This is a genomic window from Pseudoalteromonas sp. A3, assembly GCF_025942345.1.
GTDB lineage: Bacteria > Pseudomonadota > Gammaproteobacteria > Enterobacterales > Alteromonadaceae > Pseudoalteromonas > Pseudoalteromonas atlantica.
The window spans coordinates 62,322-78,325 of the sequence record NZ_JAPCKL010000012.1; the positions used below are offsets into that span (position 1 = coordinate 62,322).

The window sequence follows — 16,004 nt, forward strand, 5'->3', positions numbered from 1 at the left end:
AGTTGCTTACAAATGTCAGGTTAATGTTTTATTGCGCTCTGTTATTATAGTGTTAGTAGAAATATGAGGTAATTAGGATATGCAATCAAATTCACTGAGATGGGTGTTCCCATTTGTAGCATTAGCCATTGGTGTAGTGGGCTTTATGGGAATAAACGCTATTGCACAAGAAGATCAAAGTAAAACAGCAGTAGATACACGCCCCACCGTGCAAGTTGAGCCTGTAGAAGCTAATAATCATCAAGTAATAATAAACAGCTATGGCGAAATAAAACCATTAGAAAATACGCAGTTGGCGGCGCAGGTGTCGGGCGAAGTAATTAGCTGGCACCCTAACTTTGTAGCGGGTGGCGTGGTTTCTCGTGGCGATACACTTATTAGCATTGAAAAAGACAACTACGAAGCAGCCGTATTGGTAGCCGAAGCCGATTTAGCGCGTGCCAAAGCGGCCTTAATTGAAGAGCAAGCGCAGGCAAAAGTAGCCGAAGACGAAGCAAAGCGTTTTCCGAGTAAGGCACGTACCGACTTGTTTTTACGTAAACCGCAGGTGCTAAGCGCCCAAGCAGCGGTTAAATCTGCGCAAGCCGCATTAAAAAGAGCACAACGCGATTTAGAAAACTGCGATATAAAAGCACCTTACGATGCGCTTGTTATAAGCCGCAATGTGGGGGTAGGCCAGTTTGTGGCTATGGGCGCACAAGTGGCCGATTTAAATAATATAGAAACAGCAGAGGTTATTATTCCTATTGCTGGTTTTGATAGCGTATTTTTACCGGAGCGAATTAAGGGCATTAAGGCCACTATTATTCAAAAAGGTTTAAACAGTTTTACACGTGAAGGCGTGATTGACCGCGACCTAGGTATTGTAGATAACGCGACGCGCATGAGCAGCTTAGTGGTACGTATTGAAGACCCATACGGCTTAAAAACACAGCAACCGGCTATTAAATTTGGCAGCTACGTGCAGGTTAATTTTGCAGGCGCCATGCTTAATAATATTTACCGTTTGCCGCAATCATTAGTTAATAACCAAACGGTGTGGATAGTTAACGAAAACCAAGAACTTGAACCGCGCAAAGTAACCGTAGTGAGAGAAGAAGGCGAGTACTTTTATATTAGCAGCGGACTTAACGCCGATGATAAGTTGGTTACCACGTTACCTGAGTACCCACAAAAAGGCATGCAGGTTAAAGTGGCTGGCATGGGCGAGCCAAGTAACGCTAATACAAACACCGAAAGTGGCGCTGATGCGCAACAGTTGTAAGGTGTAAATTAATGAGCGAATCAATTGAAAAAAAACAAACAGGGCTAATAGCTTATTTTGCTAAAAACTCTGTTGCAGCCAACCTAATGATGGTTTTTATCATCATCATGGGGATTATTAGTTACTTAACCATTCAGCGCCAAATGTTTCCTAATGTAGAAATTAACTACATTAATGTTGAGGCAAATTACCCCGGTGCCTCACCACAAGAAATTGAAGAAAGCATTCTTATAAAAATTGAAGAATCACTAAAGGATGTGACCGAAATTAAAAAGGGCGTGTACCGCGCCTTTAGAAATGGCGGTAGAGCAAGCCTTGAAATTAACACTGATGCAGAGCTTACCGATGTACTTGATAAGGTAAAGCTGCGTGTTGATGGTATTGCAACCTTTCCTGCGGGTATGGAACCGGTCACCATAAGTCAGATTGAGTTTAGGCAAGATGTTATAGGGATGACCTTAGTTGCCGATTTGCCGCTGACAGAACTCAAACCAATTGCCAATCAAATTGAAGATGAGCTATTACAGCTATCAAACGTGTCGTTGGTAGAAAACGATGTGCCGCTTGATGAAATTGCCATTGAAATCGACCCAGACACTTTGCGCCAATACAACTTAACCCTAAGCGATGTAATGACCGCTGTGCGTAATTACTCTGCTAATTTTTCGGCGGGGCAACTAACAACAGATGCAGGGATTATTTCTGTTCGGGTTGAAAACCAGTATTACTCTGGCGATGAGTTTAGACAAATTCCGGTAAAAATAGGCGAATACGGCGCTAAAGTATTGTTGCAAGACATTGCTGTTATTAAAGACCAATTTACCGAAGGCGAGCGCTACTTTAAATTTAATGGCGAAAACGCGGTGTATATGTCGGTAAAGGCAACGCAAGATCAAAACATGATCCCCGTTGCCGATTCGGTTAAAGCATTTATTGAGCAAAAAAATACCCAGCTGCCACCGGGCGTTAGGTTAGAGCCTTTAATGGACATGACGTACTACCTAAATGCGCGCCTTGATATGATGAAGGCTAACTTGTTTCAAGGGGCAATATTAGTCGCTATTATGCTTTCGTTATTCTTGCGCTTTAAATTAGCGCTTTGGGTAATGATTGGCTTACCAGTGTGCTTTTTAGGCGCCATGATGCTAATGCCTTTATTTGGTATAAGCATTAATATTATTTCGTTGTTTGCTTTTATTATGGTGCTCGGGATTGTGGTAGATGACGCCATAGTAATAGGAGAGGCCGCCTATACTGAGGTTGAAAAAAGCGGAGGCGGAGTTGAAAACGTCGTCCGTGGTGCTAACCGTGTAGCAACCCCTGCTACATTTGGTGTACTAACAACCATTGCAGTGTTTGCCCCGTTTACACTTTCAAGCGGGCCAGAAAGCGCCTTCTTTTACGGTATTGCCGTAGTAGTTATGCTGTGTTTAGTATTTAGCTTAGTTGAATCAAAACTTATTTTACCGGCGCACATTGCCCACACGCACTTTTCACCTATTAAAAAAGGGGGCTGGCGCGATAGGTTTAATACCCGCTTTTTTGGCTTTGTAAATGGCCCTTATAAGCGTTTTATATCGCGTTGTGTAGATTGGCGTTGGACAGTATTGTTTGGCTTTATTGCTATGTTTTTTATCAGCATTGCGCTGATCACATCAAATAAAGTACGCACTGTACCTACTCCTAAAGTGCCGCATGATTTTCCGCAAATTCAAATAGAAATGAATGACAATGTGTCTGATTTACAAACTATTGCAGCTATTCGTGAAGTAGAAGCCATGGTGTTAAGAGTTGATGAAGAAACAGAGCGTGAATTTGGCCAAAAAATAATTCGTGATGTACTGGTATTTAACCAAGGCAGAACGGAGTCTCAGTTACTTGCGCCGTTGGTTGATGAAGACTTACGCCCTTATAACGCGTTTGAACTTTCGCGCCGCTGGCGAGAAGCCATGCCAACCATTGCCGGTATTAAATCACTCACTATTGAAGATGATGTTGGCGGCGGTGGCGGCACTGGCGAAGGCGAATTTGGTTATTTACTGTTTGGCTCTGATATAGAAACGCTTAATGCGGCAGGCCGTCGTTTTATTCAGCTATTGCAGCAACAAAAAGGCTTGTTTGATATAAGTTCAACCATTGACCCTGCTAGCAAAGAAGTGCAAATGAGCTTAAAACCTGTAGCTTACGATTTAGGGCTCGACCTTGCTAACATTGCAAATCAAGTAGGCGCTAGTTTTTATGGTGGCGAAGCACAGCGTGTAATACGTAACGGCGAAGAAGTAAGAGTAATGGTACGTTACCCTAAACTGACTCGCGAAGCGTTTTCATCGCTAAAACACACTGTAGTTACTACACCGCAAGGGCGTGAAGTACTTTTAGGTGATGTGGTTGAATTAACCGAAGCGCCGGGTATTAGCTATATTCGCCGTGAGGGCGGTTATCGTACTGTTTATGTGTACGGCAGTATTGATGAAGAAGCTATAGAGCCAGGCGAAGTGGTTTCGCAAGTAAAAGAAAACTTACTGCCGCAACTTAAAGAAGAATACCCAAGTGTAAAATCAGAGCTAGGTGGCGCAATAGAAGAGCAACAAGCGCAAGCTAATGAGCAGCTGCTGTTTTTTGTAGGCGGCATGATTTTAGTTTATATATTGCTTGCTGTACCACTTAAAAGTTATGCCCAGCCGCTTATTGTTATGTCGGTTATTCCGTTTAGTTTAACGGGGGCTATTTGGGGACACTTTTGGTTTGATTTAGACATTAGCTTAATGTCGGGCTTTGGTTTAATAGCCGCGGCTGGCGTTGTAATAAACGACTCGCTGGTAATGACCGACTACGTAAACCAAGTACGCCGAGAGGGTGTAAGCGTTAAAAACGCGGTAATAGAAGCCGGTTGTGCACGCTTTAGGGCAATATTATTAACCTCTATTACAACCTTTGCAGGGGTTCTGCCTATAATGTTTGAAACCAGCTTACAAGCTAAATTTGTAATCCCTATGGCAGTAGCGCTAGGCTTTGCGGTAATGTTTGCAACACTAATCACCCTTATATTGGTGCCGTGCTTGTACATTATTTTAGGTGATATTGGCGGCGTGTTTAAAATGGCTTTTCGAAAAGTATTTAGGCGAAAAGCCCCTATAAACCAAACCTCTTAAACTATTAAAAGCCAACTTTAACAAGTTGGCTTTTTAGTTATTTAGGGTTATATAAAAATCTCGGTTACATTCTTTTGTTTGAATAAGCTTTGCGCACGTTTTATAATCACTTTTTTCTGTTGGCAAATTAGTCGAAAGGCTAAGACGCAAAGTTTCCGGTCTAAGGTGTAAACTACGATAGCGGGGCTGCTGCATAATTTTTATACGGTATTGCTTGCCCTCAGTGTCGTTTTTGTGTATCCATATGATATGGATAAAATTTTGTGACTCTTAAGGTGTTACTGTGTTTATGCATACGTCGTTGGCCTGTGGAAAATGGTCAACTATAGGTTGTTTAAACCATCATACTCAATTATTCATTGGGGATGTGGTTAGTGTAACCTTTTCAGACATGCAAGGAGTGCTTGTTGATTTATCGTTTGATTATAAAATTACCTCTTTAGAACAAGGTGAGCCTCATGCTTGGCCACGCTTAGTTGCTGAGTATATAAACGTGCATGTGCCCCTGGTAAGTGCAGGTAGAATGACCAAGCAAGGGTTGGTTGTTGGCTATCGAGATAACGAAATATTTGCCCTAGAAAGTAGCGGTATTAATAAGGCAAAGGTTGATTTTCATTGCATTGCAAAGTGCGATACCCCCGCTAAGTGCACCAACCAAGCATATGATTTTGTATACCCTAATGGGGGCGAGCAATACAACGCGGGTACTCGCGTGCTGCAGCCTAAAACCGGTTATATATACCAATGTAAGGCATGGCCATTTAGCCAATTTTGCAGAACCAATAATGATAAAGACCCAAGCTTTGAACCTGGTATCGGAAAAAGCTGGGCAATGGCCTGGACTAAGGTCTCTTAACGCTTTTAAAATAAAAACCATCTTCCCATGGGTGTAATGACAAGAATAAAATTGCAGTAATTTTAAAATTTGGACTTATACCTCAAGCCCACTCTCTATGAGTGGGCTTTTTTATTTTTATGATAAACTGCCTGCATTGTTATTTTTTATACGGTTTTGTTGTGTCTTTAAGTGAATTTTCTTCTCAATCATTAGCTCGTTTTCCAGTTGCTAAAAAGCAACCTCATCAATTAACTATGCACAATAAAACGCGCACCGATAACTACTACTGGATGCGCGATGATGAGCGCGAAAACCCAGAAATACTCGCCCATTTAGCGGCCGAAAATACATACTGCGATGAGCAACTAGCCGCAATAAAGCCACTTCAAAACAGTATTTTTGAAGAACTAAAAGGGCGCATCGTAAAAGATGACAACACGGTGCCGGTTAAAGATGGCAAGTACTGGTATCACTCAGAGGTACGTGGTGACGATGAGTATTCGCGCCATTACAGAAGCACAAGTATTAACACCGATAACAAGCAGTTACTTCTTGATGTGAATGCTTTAGCTCAAAACCATGAATTTTACGAACTAGGTGAAGTCGCGCTAAGCCCATGCGAGCAATTAATGGCATACAGCGAAGACACCGAAGGGCGCAGAATTTACAGCGTACATTTTAAAAACCTGCAAACAGGTGAAATGCTCAGCGATGTTTTAGAAAACACCGAAGGGCAAATTGTTTGGGCTAACGACAATAAAACCGTATTTTACGTTAAAAAAGACTTACAAACGTTACTGGGTTTTCAGGTGTTTAGGCATGAACTAGGCACAGCGCAAAGCCAAGATGTCATGGTGTACGAAGAGCACGATAAAAGCTTTTTTATGGGCTTGGGTAAAAGCCGTGACGAGAGCCTTATTATTATAGATTTGGCCACCACCGAAACAAACGATACCTGGGTGCTCGATGCCAATAACCCGCAAGGAGAATTTAACGCATTACTACCGCGCGAAGAAGGGCATGAGTTTGATATAGATAAACACGGTGATACTTATTACATAGTAACCAACTGGCAAGCTAAAAACTTCAGACTGATGACGGCAACAAGCGAAACGATTGCAGATAAAACGCAGTGGCAAGAGCACACCGCGCACCGTGAGCATGTATTGCTTGAAGGCGTAGAGATATTTGACGACTTTTTAGTATTAACTGAGCGCGAGCAAGGTCAAGCTCGCTTTGTTGTTATTAACCATGCTCAAGAGCGCATGGCGCTTGAATTTAGCGACCCAAGTTACTATGCCGCTGTGGCGATGAACCCCGAGCCACAGGCACGTTCGGTACGTATTTATTATTCAAGCCTAACCACGCCTGGAACGTTGTACGATGTTGATTTAGCCACAGGCAAAAAAACATTGTTAAAACAGCAGCAAGTACTGGGCGGGTTTGATAGTGCACTTTATGCCTCTGAGCGCTTATTCGTGACAGCACGCGATGGCGTGCAAGTACCTGTTTCATTAGTTTATAGAAAAGACACCTTTACCAAAGATGGCACTAACCCGCTGTTTCAATATGGCTATGGTGCATATGGCTACACGATAGATCCGAGCTTTTCGAGTACCTCATTGAGTTTGCTAGATCGCGGTTTTGTGTATGCGATTGCACATGTAAGAGGCTCCGAAATGCTAGGACGCCATTGGTACGAGCAAGGTAAAAAAGAGCATAAACAAAATAGCTTTAGCGACTTTATTGATATTACAAAGGCTCTTGTAGAGCAAGGCTACGGTGATAAAAACAAAGTATTTGCCTCTGGCGGCAGTGCAGGTGGTTTGTTAATGGGCGCTGTATTAAACCAAGCGCCAGAGCTTTACTTAGGTGTAGGGTGTCATGTGCCATTTTTAGATGTGTTAACCACCATGCTAGATGAAAGTATTCCACTTACCACTAACGAGTATGATGAATGGGGCAACCCAAACGATGAGCACTTTTATGATGTAATAGCCGCCTACTCACCGTACGATAATATTAGCGCCCAAGATTACCCGCATATTTTAGTCACCACAGGCTTGCACGACTCTCAAGTACAGTATTGGGAGCCTATGAAGTGGGTAGCAAAAATGCGAGAACTCAAAACCGATAACAATATACTGATATTCAAAACCGACATGGATGCAGGGCATGGCGGCGCATCTGGGCGTTTTAAAAGCCTTGAAGAAAAAGCCCTCGAAATGGCCTTTTTTATTGCGCTTATAAATTAACTGCAAAATACGCAAAATGTATTAAGCTTTAATGAAGCACTGATATATAAAAGGTTATTTATGTTTGGAGCACATGGAGAGTTTTATATTTGCTCTCAGCCACCCACCATGTATTTAAAGCTAATGGGTAGTTTTAATAATGAAGGAATTACTTTACTAACGAATGGCGTGGTGAACGAACTAAGTATGCACCCCAAAGGCGCGGTAAAGTGTGTTGTGGTTAATTTAGAAGAATTTGAGTTAATAACTGTAGATAGCATGGACTCGTTAGAGGCGTACTTTGCCAGCGTAAAAGAGCGTGGCTACGAACGCGTAGATTACTTATATGCAAACATTATTGCTAAAAATATGTTCGAGAAGGTCTGGAGCAACAGCGATATTGAAGTTAACTTTTATAAAGACTCAGAAAGTTACCTACATCATCACCCAGACGATGAATACATTAAAACCTACTGGTAAATAGAATTACAAGCCCCTATGCTACGGGGCTTATAATGCTCTCTAGGCAGTTTTTGTACCTTCTTGATAAATTTAACGAGATATTGTTTTTAAGCTTCACTTTATAGTCGCCGCTGTCTGTTGGCATAAGCTCTTTTATGGCATGTTTTCTAACTAGCGTGGAGCGGTGAATACGTATAAAACCTTCAGGCTCTAGCTGTTGCTCAATGTTTTTCATGGTTTCACGGTGTAAAACGGGGGCGCTGTTACCATTAAAGTGTAGCTCTACATAATTACCCGCACCGTTTATCCATACAATATCGTTAATATCTATTAAACGTACCTTTCCTACATCTTTAACAACAATATGTGCAGCAATGGGCTGCTCGTTTTCAGATGCGGCTTTAAACAAGCGCTCGGCTTGTGTGGCTAGTGGGCATAAATGAATAAGCTTATCGAAGCATTTTTCAAGCCTTGAAGCGGTTGCATCGACGGTTAAAAAATCGACTGCGCCGACTTCAAACGCAAAATTAGCAAATTCAGCCGACCTAGCAATCACCACCACTTTCATTGTTTTAGCCAATTCAGTTAGGTGCACTATTTGAGTAGGATCATTTAAATTAGATAATTCGTAAAAAAGCACATTAAAACGAGAGGTATCTATTTGATCTAAACGCTGCTCGGGCAGTTGTGTTTGCGAATCAAAGTGACGGTGAGCTTGCACCTGCTGAGTTAAGAATGTTGCAAATTTGCTCGTGCTAACTCTAATTAGTGCATGAAAGTAAGTAATCATAAAGAATCCATCTCTAGAGTGTGTAGTTATAAAGACCGTGTATTTAATAAAAAATGTTAAAAAAAATTTAATCTAATTTATAACAATCTGGGATAAGTACCTTCATCCCATATATCCTGCTGTTTGTACCTGACTAAATGCCTATTAAATAATGCGCATAGTGTCTTAAAATTATTCCACTTAATGTTGAAATGTTTGTAACCAACCAGTTACAAAAATAACATTTCAGGGACATTATAGTATGAAAAAAATAAATAACTTAGATAGTCGTACATTTAAAAAATCTTCATTGTCTTTAGCACTTAGTGCGACAGTGCTTGCTGGCTTTTCTTTTCAAGGTTTAGCCGCAGAAGAAGACGAACTAGAAAAAATAGAACGCGTGCAAGTAACGGGTTCTCGTATTCGTTCAGCCGAGGCGATGTCATCTGCACCTATACAGGTTGTAAGTGGCGAGGCAATAGATGCGTCGGGTTCTTTAAACATTCAAAACCTACTGCTAGAAAACCCAGCATTTGGTTCTCCAGCTATTAGCCGTACTAACTCTAACTTTTCAACTGCAAGCGCGGGTGTAGCTACTGTTGATTTGCGTAACTTAGGTTCAAACCGTACTTTAGTACTTGTGAATGGGCGCCGTTATGTATCGGGTGTACCTGGTAGCTCGGCAGTTGATTTAAATACCATTCCTAGTCAATTTATTGAGCGAGTGGAAATTATGACCGGTGGCGCATCATCAGTATATGGCTCTGATGCGGTTGCAGGTGTAGTTAACTTTGTACTAAAAGATGACTTTGAAGGCGTAGAGTTTGAAGGCCAATACGGCGAATCAAGCGAAGGCGATGATGAATCGCGCCAGTTTTCTTTTACCTCGGGTTTAACTACGGGTGATGGCAAAGGTCAAGCCATGTTCCACTTAGGCTACTCAGACCAAGGAGCCGTGTTTTCACGCGATCGTGAGCGCTCTGCAGTAGACCAATTTTCAGGTATTTATTTTGAAGACGATCCGGCGGCAAACCCGGGTTCTATTTTTGAAGCCGTTAATCCGTTTTTCTCATCATTTCCGCCACAAGGGCGTTTTGATGCAGGCGATACACGCTTTACTTACGATCCAAACAACAACTTACAAGACTCGTTTAGCACCAATGGCGGTGACGGTATAGATGCCAACGGCTTTAACCGAAGCGGCGTACGTACCATTGCTATACCAACAGAGCGCTACTTATTTGCCTCAAATGGTAGTTACGAGCTAACAGATAAACACAGCTTCTTTTTTGAAGGGACGTACGCATCTAGTACTACTATTTCAGAGTTAGAGCCTTTTCCGTTTGCCTCAGATGACATTTATGCCAATGGCCGCGTGCCAATTGAGTTTGACGTAAATGGCGAAATGCTCAGAAATGCCTTTGTGCCAGATGATATCTACAATGCAGCAACAGACACCGACGGTGATGGTGCTAGAGATATCTTTTTTGCAAAACGCTTAAGTGATGTAGGTAACCGTGGTGCCCGTGCAGAGCGTGATACATTCCGCTTAGCTGTGGGCTTTCAGGGTGAGATTAACGACAGCTGGTTTTACGATACCTACTATGTGTACGGTAAAACGAAAGAGTCGCAAGTATCAGGTGGCTTAGTAAATGTACAAAGCTTTCGCCAAGGTTTAGAGGCGGTAATTGATAGCCAAGATTTAGATGCGGATGGCATTACCGATGAAGCGATTTGTATTGATGCAACAGCGCGTGGCTTTAATTGTGCGCCAGTAAACATTTACGGATTTAATTCACTATCGCAAGGTGCAATTGATTTTGTAAGTGCACCAAGTACGCTTTCTACGTCGGTAGAGCAAGAAATTATTGGCGGTAATGTCTCAGGTGATTTATTTGAGCTGCCTGCGGGTATGGTAGGTATTGCGGCTGGTTTTGAATACCGCGAAGAGTTTTCTCGTAGTGAATTTGATGCCCTACAGCAAGCGGGCTTAAATGCCGGTAATGCAATTCCTGCAACCGAAGGTTCTTTTGATGTAACTGAATACTATGTTGAGGCTAACATTCCAGTGCTGGATGCGGTAACAATGAACGCGGCAGTCCGTTTATCTGACTACTCAACAGTAGGTAATACAGAAAGCTGGAACGTAGGTGTTGATTGGGAAGTGATGGATAGCTTACGCCTTCGTGCTACCCGTGCTCGTTCTACACGTGCGCCTAATATTGATGAGTTATTTTCACCGCCTTCGCAAACATTCCCAAGTGGTTTAAACGATCCATGTATAGGTGTTACAAACAGTGGCGGTGGCGCTGTAGGTGATGCGTGTCGTGCCGATGCGGGTGTTGCAAATAATATTGCATCAAACGGTGAGTTTACCCTTAACCAGTCTGATTTACAGGGTATTAGTGGTTTTAACCGTGGTAACCCAGACTTAAAAGAAGAAGTGGGCGACTCTGTGACTGTGGGTGTGGTATTTACCCCAGAGGAGCTAATTTCGGGCCTTGACGTTACCCTTGATTACTTTGATATAGAAATCACAGATGCGATTGTATCTACACCGCGCCAATTTATTTTAGACCAATGTTATGGCGGTGGTGACGATAGCTTCTGTAGCTTTATAACTCGTCGTAGCGGCCCTTCTGGTAATAATAGCGCAGGTTCACTTGAGTTTATTGACAGTGGTGTATCAAATAGTGGTGGTTTAGGAACTGAAGGTGTTGATTTAACACTAACTTACTCTGCTGATATTGGCCCAGGCGCATTTAGAACTCGCCTTGCATACACTTACTTGATTGACGGTTACACTATTCCGTTACCGGGTGCGGATAAAGATGAGTTTGCTGGTGAAATTGGCGCATCTGAACACAAAGCTAACTGGAACTTAGGCTATAAGCTTGATGACTTTGATTTTAACTGGAGCATGACCTACATAGGGGCTGCTGACTTTGATGATCAATTCTTAAGTGGCTTTGGTATACCTGCTGGCGGCGTGGGTATTGGCTCAGTAACCTACCACGATGTACAAGCAAGCTATCATATAAGTGACGCGGTAGAGCTATACGCCGGCGCTAACAATTTATTTGATAAAGAGCCTCCGCGTATACTTTCAGGTGTAAGTGGCTCAAGCACAGGTACTGAAACCGACGCAGGTACGTATGACCCAATCGGACAAACCTTCTATATTGGTTTTAGAAGTAAATTTTAAGCAGTTAATACTGCACAATTGTAGTTTTTCCAGCTTCACTTAATTAAGGAGCTGGTATTAACAAAAGCCCCAGCCGTTGCTGGGGCTTTTTAATGCAAGCGCGAAAAGGGTGGGCTAGTTTGCTTTAAAATTATTTATGCTCCGCTTAAACCAAAAACAACGCCACTGGTAACAGTGGCGTTGTTTAGTCAATAGGGGGCGCTAATATAGTATTCGAATCGCAAAGAAATTTACGATTCTCCCTATTTGTAGCCCTCCCCTTTTGAGGGCTTATTTTTTAGCTTAGTCTAAGTACGCTTTTAACATCCATACTAGTTTTTCTTGCTCTGAAATATAATCACCCATTAATGACGCTGTACCTTCATCATCTGCATCACCTGCTTGAGTAAGTACTTCACGTTGCATTTTAATTAGAGTGCTGTAGCCAGCTAATAGGTTTTCTACAGCTGCGGTACCATCGCTAATGTTTTTAGCTTCTTTAATTTCACTTACTTCTAAGTAATCAGAAAACGCATGTAGTGGCGCGCCATCTAACGTTAAAATACGTTCAGCAATTTCATCTACTTTTTCAAGCAGAAGATTGTAAATCTCTTCAAATTTAATGTGTAATTCAAAAAAGTTACGGCCTTTAATATTCCAATGAAAACCGCGCGCATTCATGTATTGAATTTGGTAGCTGCTCAATAATGTATTGAGTGACTTAACAATGTCTTCGCTTTTTGCGCTGTTTAAACCAATTGCATTTACCTGTGACATACCTTGCTCCTTGATGAACCGTTTATTTATGAACTGATGATCATTATTGCTCAGTGCTATTAATTAGTAAAATTGTTTAAACCAGTCAATGCAATAGGTTTTAACTATTAATAACGTGCAGCGCAATAAATCACTCATACAATATAGATGGGTTGAATTTATTAAAATTCTACCCCTTAACAATAAAATAAAGACAAAACATGGATAAATTATGATCTAAAACAAGTTTTCTACAAGGTTGAATATTGGCTATTTGATGTATTGATCTAAATCAGTAAATGCTTATGGCTGTAGCGCATAATTCACTCAAGCAAAATAAATATCTTAAATTTATTGGAGAGCGATTATGGATGCAAAAACAGTAAAACAAAATAAAGCAGAGTTAATAGTGGTAGGTATAGCCGTTATAGCATTTGTATTGGGGCTGGTGGCGCATTTAGCAGGCGCAAGTTTTGCCAATGCCGACACGTTTGGCTACATTGCCGCGCCAATGCCACTTATTTTGGGGGTGATATTTTTAATCAGTTATAAAATAGCAGAGGCGGGCGAAGACTAGGCTGCTTCGTTAAGGCACTTAATAATGTATTCAAGCACTTGGCGAGAATAAATCATGCTGGTATGGCTTAAATGAAACACTTTATGCTCAGCCATGCCTTTAAGCTTGGTTTCGTCTAGTAAAACGGTGCCATCGGACTGACTGCCTTTGACAATTAACGGCATTAACCCAATGGGCAAATCGCCAGCAATACTGTAAAGCTTGGCCTTAAACGGCCAGTTACCATTTTTAGTGAGTAAAAACTCGACGCTGTTTTTTAAAAAGGTTTCAAACCCTTTTTGCTTCATCTTTTGCGCTATGTGGCTGCCTTGATGGGGTGTGCCAAGCGTAATCACTTTAGTGACATGGTGACTCGCTGGCGTGCCTGCCTCTAAGTAGGCGCGGGCAATTAATCCGCCCATAGAGTGACATACTAATGCAGAGGGCTCATCACCAATAAACTCATCAATTTGTTTAAATATGGTGCTTAAGTTAGGGTCGAGCGTATTGTAAGTGAGATTCAGTACTTTAACTCCAGACTGTTCAAGACGAGAGCAGAGCGGGCGCATAACAAAGCCCGACATATAAAGGCCGTGTAATACAATAACGTGGTTTATTTTCATACGCCCTTACCTACAATTTACATTAACTGTTGTGGTTTTATTTCGATATTAGCCGTATCAGAACTGACCCACACATCACCATCTTGAACGGTAATGGTAAGTTTTATATTGCGGTCGGCTAAATCTGCAAGTGCCTGAGTAGCGGCGTAATCAAGGCTAAAAATACTTAAGTTTTTAAAATCGTACAATTTAGGTTGATGTTTTTGCCACCAAATAGCTTGGTTGTTTTCGCCATAGGTATATAGCACCACTTTTTTAGCTTTATTGCAGGCTTTTTTAAGACGCTTTTCATCTGGCAGGCCCAGCTCAATCCACAGCTCTACCTCTTCACTGTAGTTTACATGCCAAAGCTCAGGTTCATCGTCGGCACTTAAGCCTTTGGTAAACTCTAAGCCATCACAACTATTTAGCGCATAGGCTAATAAGCGAATCATCAAGCGTTGCTCGGTTTCAGAGGGATGCTGTGCCAACGTTAAATTAAAATCTTGGTACACGTGGCGGTCCATATCGCTTAACGATAATTGCGCTTTAATAATGGTAGATTTAAGAGCCATAATATCTAATCTAAAAAAATTTGCGCCAGTATAGCGCAATTAAATGAATTGCCAGTTAAAATAGCGTCAAATTATATGTTAGGAGTTAAAAATGGCTATCCAGTGGTTCCCTGGGCACATGAATAAAGCCCGTAATGAGATTAAAGAAATAATGCCGCAAATGGATGTGATCATTGAAGTGCTTGATGCACGCATTCCTTACAGTAGTGAAAACCCTATGGTAACCACGCTTCGTGAAGGCAAGCCGGTCATCAAAATTTTAAATAAGGCTGATTTAGCCGATCCTAAAATGACCCAAGCGTGGAAAGACTATTTTGAGCAAGAAAGTGGCGTTAAAGCCATCGCGTTTGGTCATGATAAAGCCGCTGAGGTGCACCGCATTAATGAGCTTTGTAAAAAATTGGTGCCACACAAAGTGGGCGCCGATAAGCAAATTAAAGCCATGATCATGGGTATTCCAAATGTGGGCAAATCAACGTTAATTAACGTATTAGCTGGGCGCATAGTTGCAAAAACGGGTAACGAGCCTGCGGTAACAAAAGCGCAGCAACGTATTAAGCTTGAAGACGGCATTATGCTTTACGACACACCAGGTATGCTGTGGCCTAAAGTAGAAAACGAGAACTCGGGTTATCGTTTAGGTGCCACCGGTGCAATACGTGATACAGCACTTGAATACGAAGATGTGGCAAGTTATACCGCAGAGTATTTATTAAAAGCCTACCCAGAGCTTTTAAAAGCACGCTATAAAATAGATCAACTGCCAGAAAGTGACTGGGAGTTTGTAGAAATGGCTGGTAAAAAGCGTGGTTGTATTCGTGGCGGTAACCAAATAGACACCTATAAAATGTCTGAAATACTGATTAACGAATTACGTGATGGGATTATCGGCCGTATTACCATGGAAACCCCAGCCATGCGTGAAGAAGAAGAAATTATGGTAGCTGACTTACGCGCCGCTGCAGAGGCCAAAAAAGCCGCTAAAGAAGAAGAGAAAAAACAGCGCCGTGCACGTGCACGTAAAAACCGCCGTTAATATGTGAATTTATGTGAGTATGTTACTTACTAAATTACAGACATAAAAAAAGCCCGTAAGGGCTTTTTTAGTTTCATATCTACCGTCACCGATATGAGCAATGTAGCAAGTAAAATAGTAGGGCGGTTACTTATCATCAACATCAAGGGGCGTTGCGGTTCATAACAAGTAACCATAGCTGTTTACGTGCGCCACACGTTGTTTCAGGGTCGAGAAACAAATTAGTTCATTCCGTCACAAGTGGGTATGCATTCCCGTCTTGTTGATATTGATTATCAGTTAGATCTAATAAACTGTCAACACCTAAATGCAAATAATTCTTATTTTATTAAGTGCGTTTTTTATTCGCTTTCAATGGTAATTACTCGTGTTGTTTTTTAGTCATTTAAGAATTTCATACATAATTCGAAAGCATCGAATACAGGAAAACCGAATCGAGTTGATTTCTTAAAAGGAGTTTTTTGCTCAATAAAGAGGCAATTAAATAGCTGTACTGAGGCGAAATATTTATATTTTTAAGTGTTTTTAATCAAAACTAACGCGCTAGCGGCAGATTAAAGCTACGGTAGTATTGGC

General features: G+C 41.6%; 12 protein-coding genes and 1 riboswitch. Of the genes, 8 read left to right on the forward strand and 4 right to left on the reverse strand.

The annotated features are described in order from the left end of the window. Nucleotides 1–79: 79 nt before the first annotated feature. The 5 genes from OIZ54_RS16900 (at nucleotide 80) to OIZ54_RS16920 (ending at nucleotide 7,968) form a co-directional block, all read left to right on the forward strand. Nucleotides 80–1,264 (forward strand): efflux RND transporter periplasmic adaptor subunit, encoded by a 1,185-nt coding sequence (locus OIZ54_RS16900; RefSeq protein WP_121638152.1) that lies wholly within the window; start codon nucleotides 80–82, stop codon nucleotides 1,262–1,264. Nucleotides 1,265–1,275: 11 nt separating this feature from the next. After that, a complete protein-coding gene (locus tag OIZ54_RS16905) occupies nucleotides 1,276–4,416 on the forward strand; it encodes an efflux RND transporter permease subunit (protein ID WP_264390890.1) in 3,141 nt (1,046 codons plus the stop codon). A 111-nt stretch (nucleotides 4,417–4,527) separates the two neighbouring features. Next, a riboswitch (cyclic di-GMP riboswitch) is annotated at nucleotides 4,528–4,610 on the forward strand. A gap of 95 nt (nucleotides 4,611–4,705) precedes the next feature. After that, the gene (locus tag OIZ54_RS16910) at nucleotides 4,706–5,272 is read left to right on the forward strand and encodes a hypothetical protein (protein ID WP_029772913.1); all 567 of its coding nucleotides are present in this window, start codon (nucleotides 4,706–4,708) and stop codon (nucleotides 5,270–5,272) included. A gap of 119 nt (nucleotides 5,273–5,391) precedes the next feature. Then, nucleotides 5,392–7,509 (forward strand): S9 family peptidase, encoded by a 2,118-nt coding sequence (locus OIZ54_RS16915; RefSeq protein ID WP_413680552.1) that lies wholly within the window; start codon nucleotides 5,392–5,394, stop codon nucleotides 7,507–7,509. A 60-nt stretch (nucleotides 7,510–7,569) separates the two neighbouring features. Beyond that, complete coding sequence (locus OIZ54_RS16920; protein WP_055255445.1) at nucleotides 7,570–7,968, forward strand: hypothetical protein; 399 nt, start codon at nucleotides 7,570–7,572, stop codon at nucleotides 7,966–7,968. Between the two features lie 16 nt (nucleotides 7,969–7,984). Here OIZ54_RS16920 and OIZ54_RS16925 read toward each other — a convergent pair whose 3' ends face one another. After that, complete coding sequence (locus tag OIZ54_RS16925) at nucleotides 7,985–8,740, reverse strand: LytR/AlgR family response regulator transcription factor (protein WP_024033980.1); 756 nt, start codon at nucleotides 8,738–8,740, stop codon at nucleotides 7,985–7,987. A 241-nt stretch (nucleotides 8,741–8,981) separates the two neighbouring features. Here OIZ54_RS16925 and OIZ54_RS16930 point away from each other — a divergent pair, with 241 nt between their 5' ends. Further along, entirely contained in the window at nucleotides 8,982–11,924 is a 2,943-nt protein-coding gene (locus OIZ54_RS16930) for a TonB-dependent receptor domain-containing protein (protein WP_064385953.1), read from the forward strand. A 282-nt stretch (nucleotides 11,925–12,206) separates the two neighbouring features. On the opposite strand, the gene OIZ54_RS16935 is transcribed toward OIZ54_RS16930, so the two are convergent. Then, a complete protein-coding gene (locus tag OIZ54_RS16935) occupies nucleotides 12,207–12,680 on the reverse strand; it encodes a Dps family protein (protein WP_004585992.1) in 474 nt (157 codons plus the stop codon). 346 nt (nucleotides 12,681–13,026) lie between these two features. Between OIZ54_RS16935 and OIZ54_RS16940 the strand changes: the two genes are divergently transcribed. After that, nucleotides 13,027–13,236 carry a hypothetical protein gene (locus OIZ54_RS16940; RefSeq protein ID WP_024033977.1) on the forward strand — a complete coding sequence of 70 codons (210 nt, stop codon included), beginning with the start codon at nucleotides 13,027–13,029 and terminating at the stop codon, nucleotides 13,234–13,236. Here the strand turns inward: OIZ54_RS16940 and OIZ54_RS16945 are convergent. Then, nucleotides 13,233–13,838, reverse strand: coding sequence for an alpha/beta hydrolase (locus tag OIZ54_RS16945; RefSeq protein ID WP_004585990.1), 606 nt, complete (start codon nucleotides 13,836–13,838; stop codon nucleotides 13,233–13,235). The two genes, OIZ54_RS16940 and OIZ54_RS16945, sit on opposite strands and share 4 nt — an antisense overlap. Before the next feature lie 17 nt (nucleotides 13,839–13,855). Continuing rightward, entirely contained in the window at nucleotides 13,856–14,392 is a 537-nt protein-coding gene (locus OIZ54_RS16950; protein ID WP_264390892.1) for a YaeQ family protein, read from the reverse strand. A 91-nt stretch (nucleotides 14,393–14,483) separates the two neighbouring features. Here OIZ54_RS16950 and ylqF point away from each other — a divergent pair, with 91 nt between their 5' ends. Continuing rightward, a complete protein-coding gene (gene ylqF, locus OIZ54_RS16955) occupies nucleotides 14,484–15,428 on the forward strand; it encodes a ribosome biogenesis GTPase YlqF (protein WP_264390893.1) in 945 nt (314 codons plus the stop codon). The last annotated feature ends 576 nt before the right edge of the window (nucleotides 15,429–16,004 follow it).

Excerpts from the sequence above, each read along its gene's own strand:
- OIZ54_RS16920 (WP_055255445.1), top strand. The coding sequence starts at position 7,570 with ATGTTTGGAGCACATGGAGAGTTTTATATTTGCTCTCAGCCACCCACC.
- OIZ54_RS16910 (WP_029772913.1), top strand. The coding sequence starts at position 4,706 with ATGCATACGTCGTTGGCCTGTGGAAAATGGTCAACTATAGGTTGTTTA.
- OIZ54_RS16950 (WP_264390892.1), bottom strand. The coding sequence starts at position 14,392 with ATGGCTCTTAAATCTACCATTATTAAAGCGCAATTATCGTTAAGCGAT.
- OIZ54_RS16915 (WP_413680552.1), top strand. The coding sequence starts at position 5,392 with ATGATAAACTGCCTGCATTGTTATTTTTTATACGGTTTTGTTGTGTCT.
- OIZ54_RS16930 (WP_064385953.1), top strand. The coding sequence starts at position 8,982 with ATGAAAAAAATAAATAACTTAGATAGTCGTACATTTAAAAAATCTTCA.
- OIZ54_RS16935 (WP_004585992.1), bottom strand. The coding sequence starts at position 12,680 with ATGTCACAGGTAAATGCAATTGGTTTAAACAGCGCAAAAAGCGAAGAC.
- OIZ54_RS16905 (WP_264390890.1), top strand. The coding sequence starts at position 1,276 with ATGAGCGAATCAATTGAAAAAAAACAAACAGGGCTAATAGCTTATTTT.
- OIZ54_RS16940 (WP_024033977.1), top strand. The coding sequence starts at position 13,027 with ATGGATGCAAAAACAGTAAAACAAAATAAAGCAGAGTTAATAGTGGTA.
- ylqF (WP_264390893.1), top strand. The coding sequence starts at position 14,484 with ATGGCTATCCAGTGGTTCCCTGGGCACATGAATAAAGCCCGTAATGAG.
- OIZ54_RS16925 (WP_024033980.1), bottom strand. The coding sequence starts at position 8,740 with ATGATTACTTACTTTCATGCACTAATTAGAGTTAGCACGAGCAAATTT.
- OIZ54_RS16900 (WP_121638152.1), top strand. The coding sequence starts at position 80 with ATGCAATCAAATTCACTGAGATGGGTGTTCCCATTTGTAGCATTAGCC.
- OIZ54_RS16945 (WP_004585990.1), bottom strand. The coding sequence starts at position 13,838 with ATGAAAATAAACCACGTTATTGTATTACACGGCCTTTATATGTCGGGC.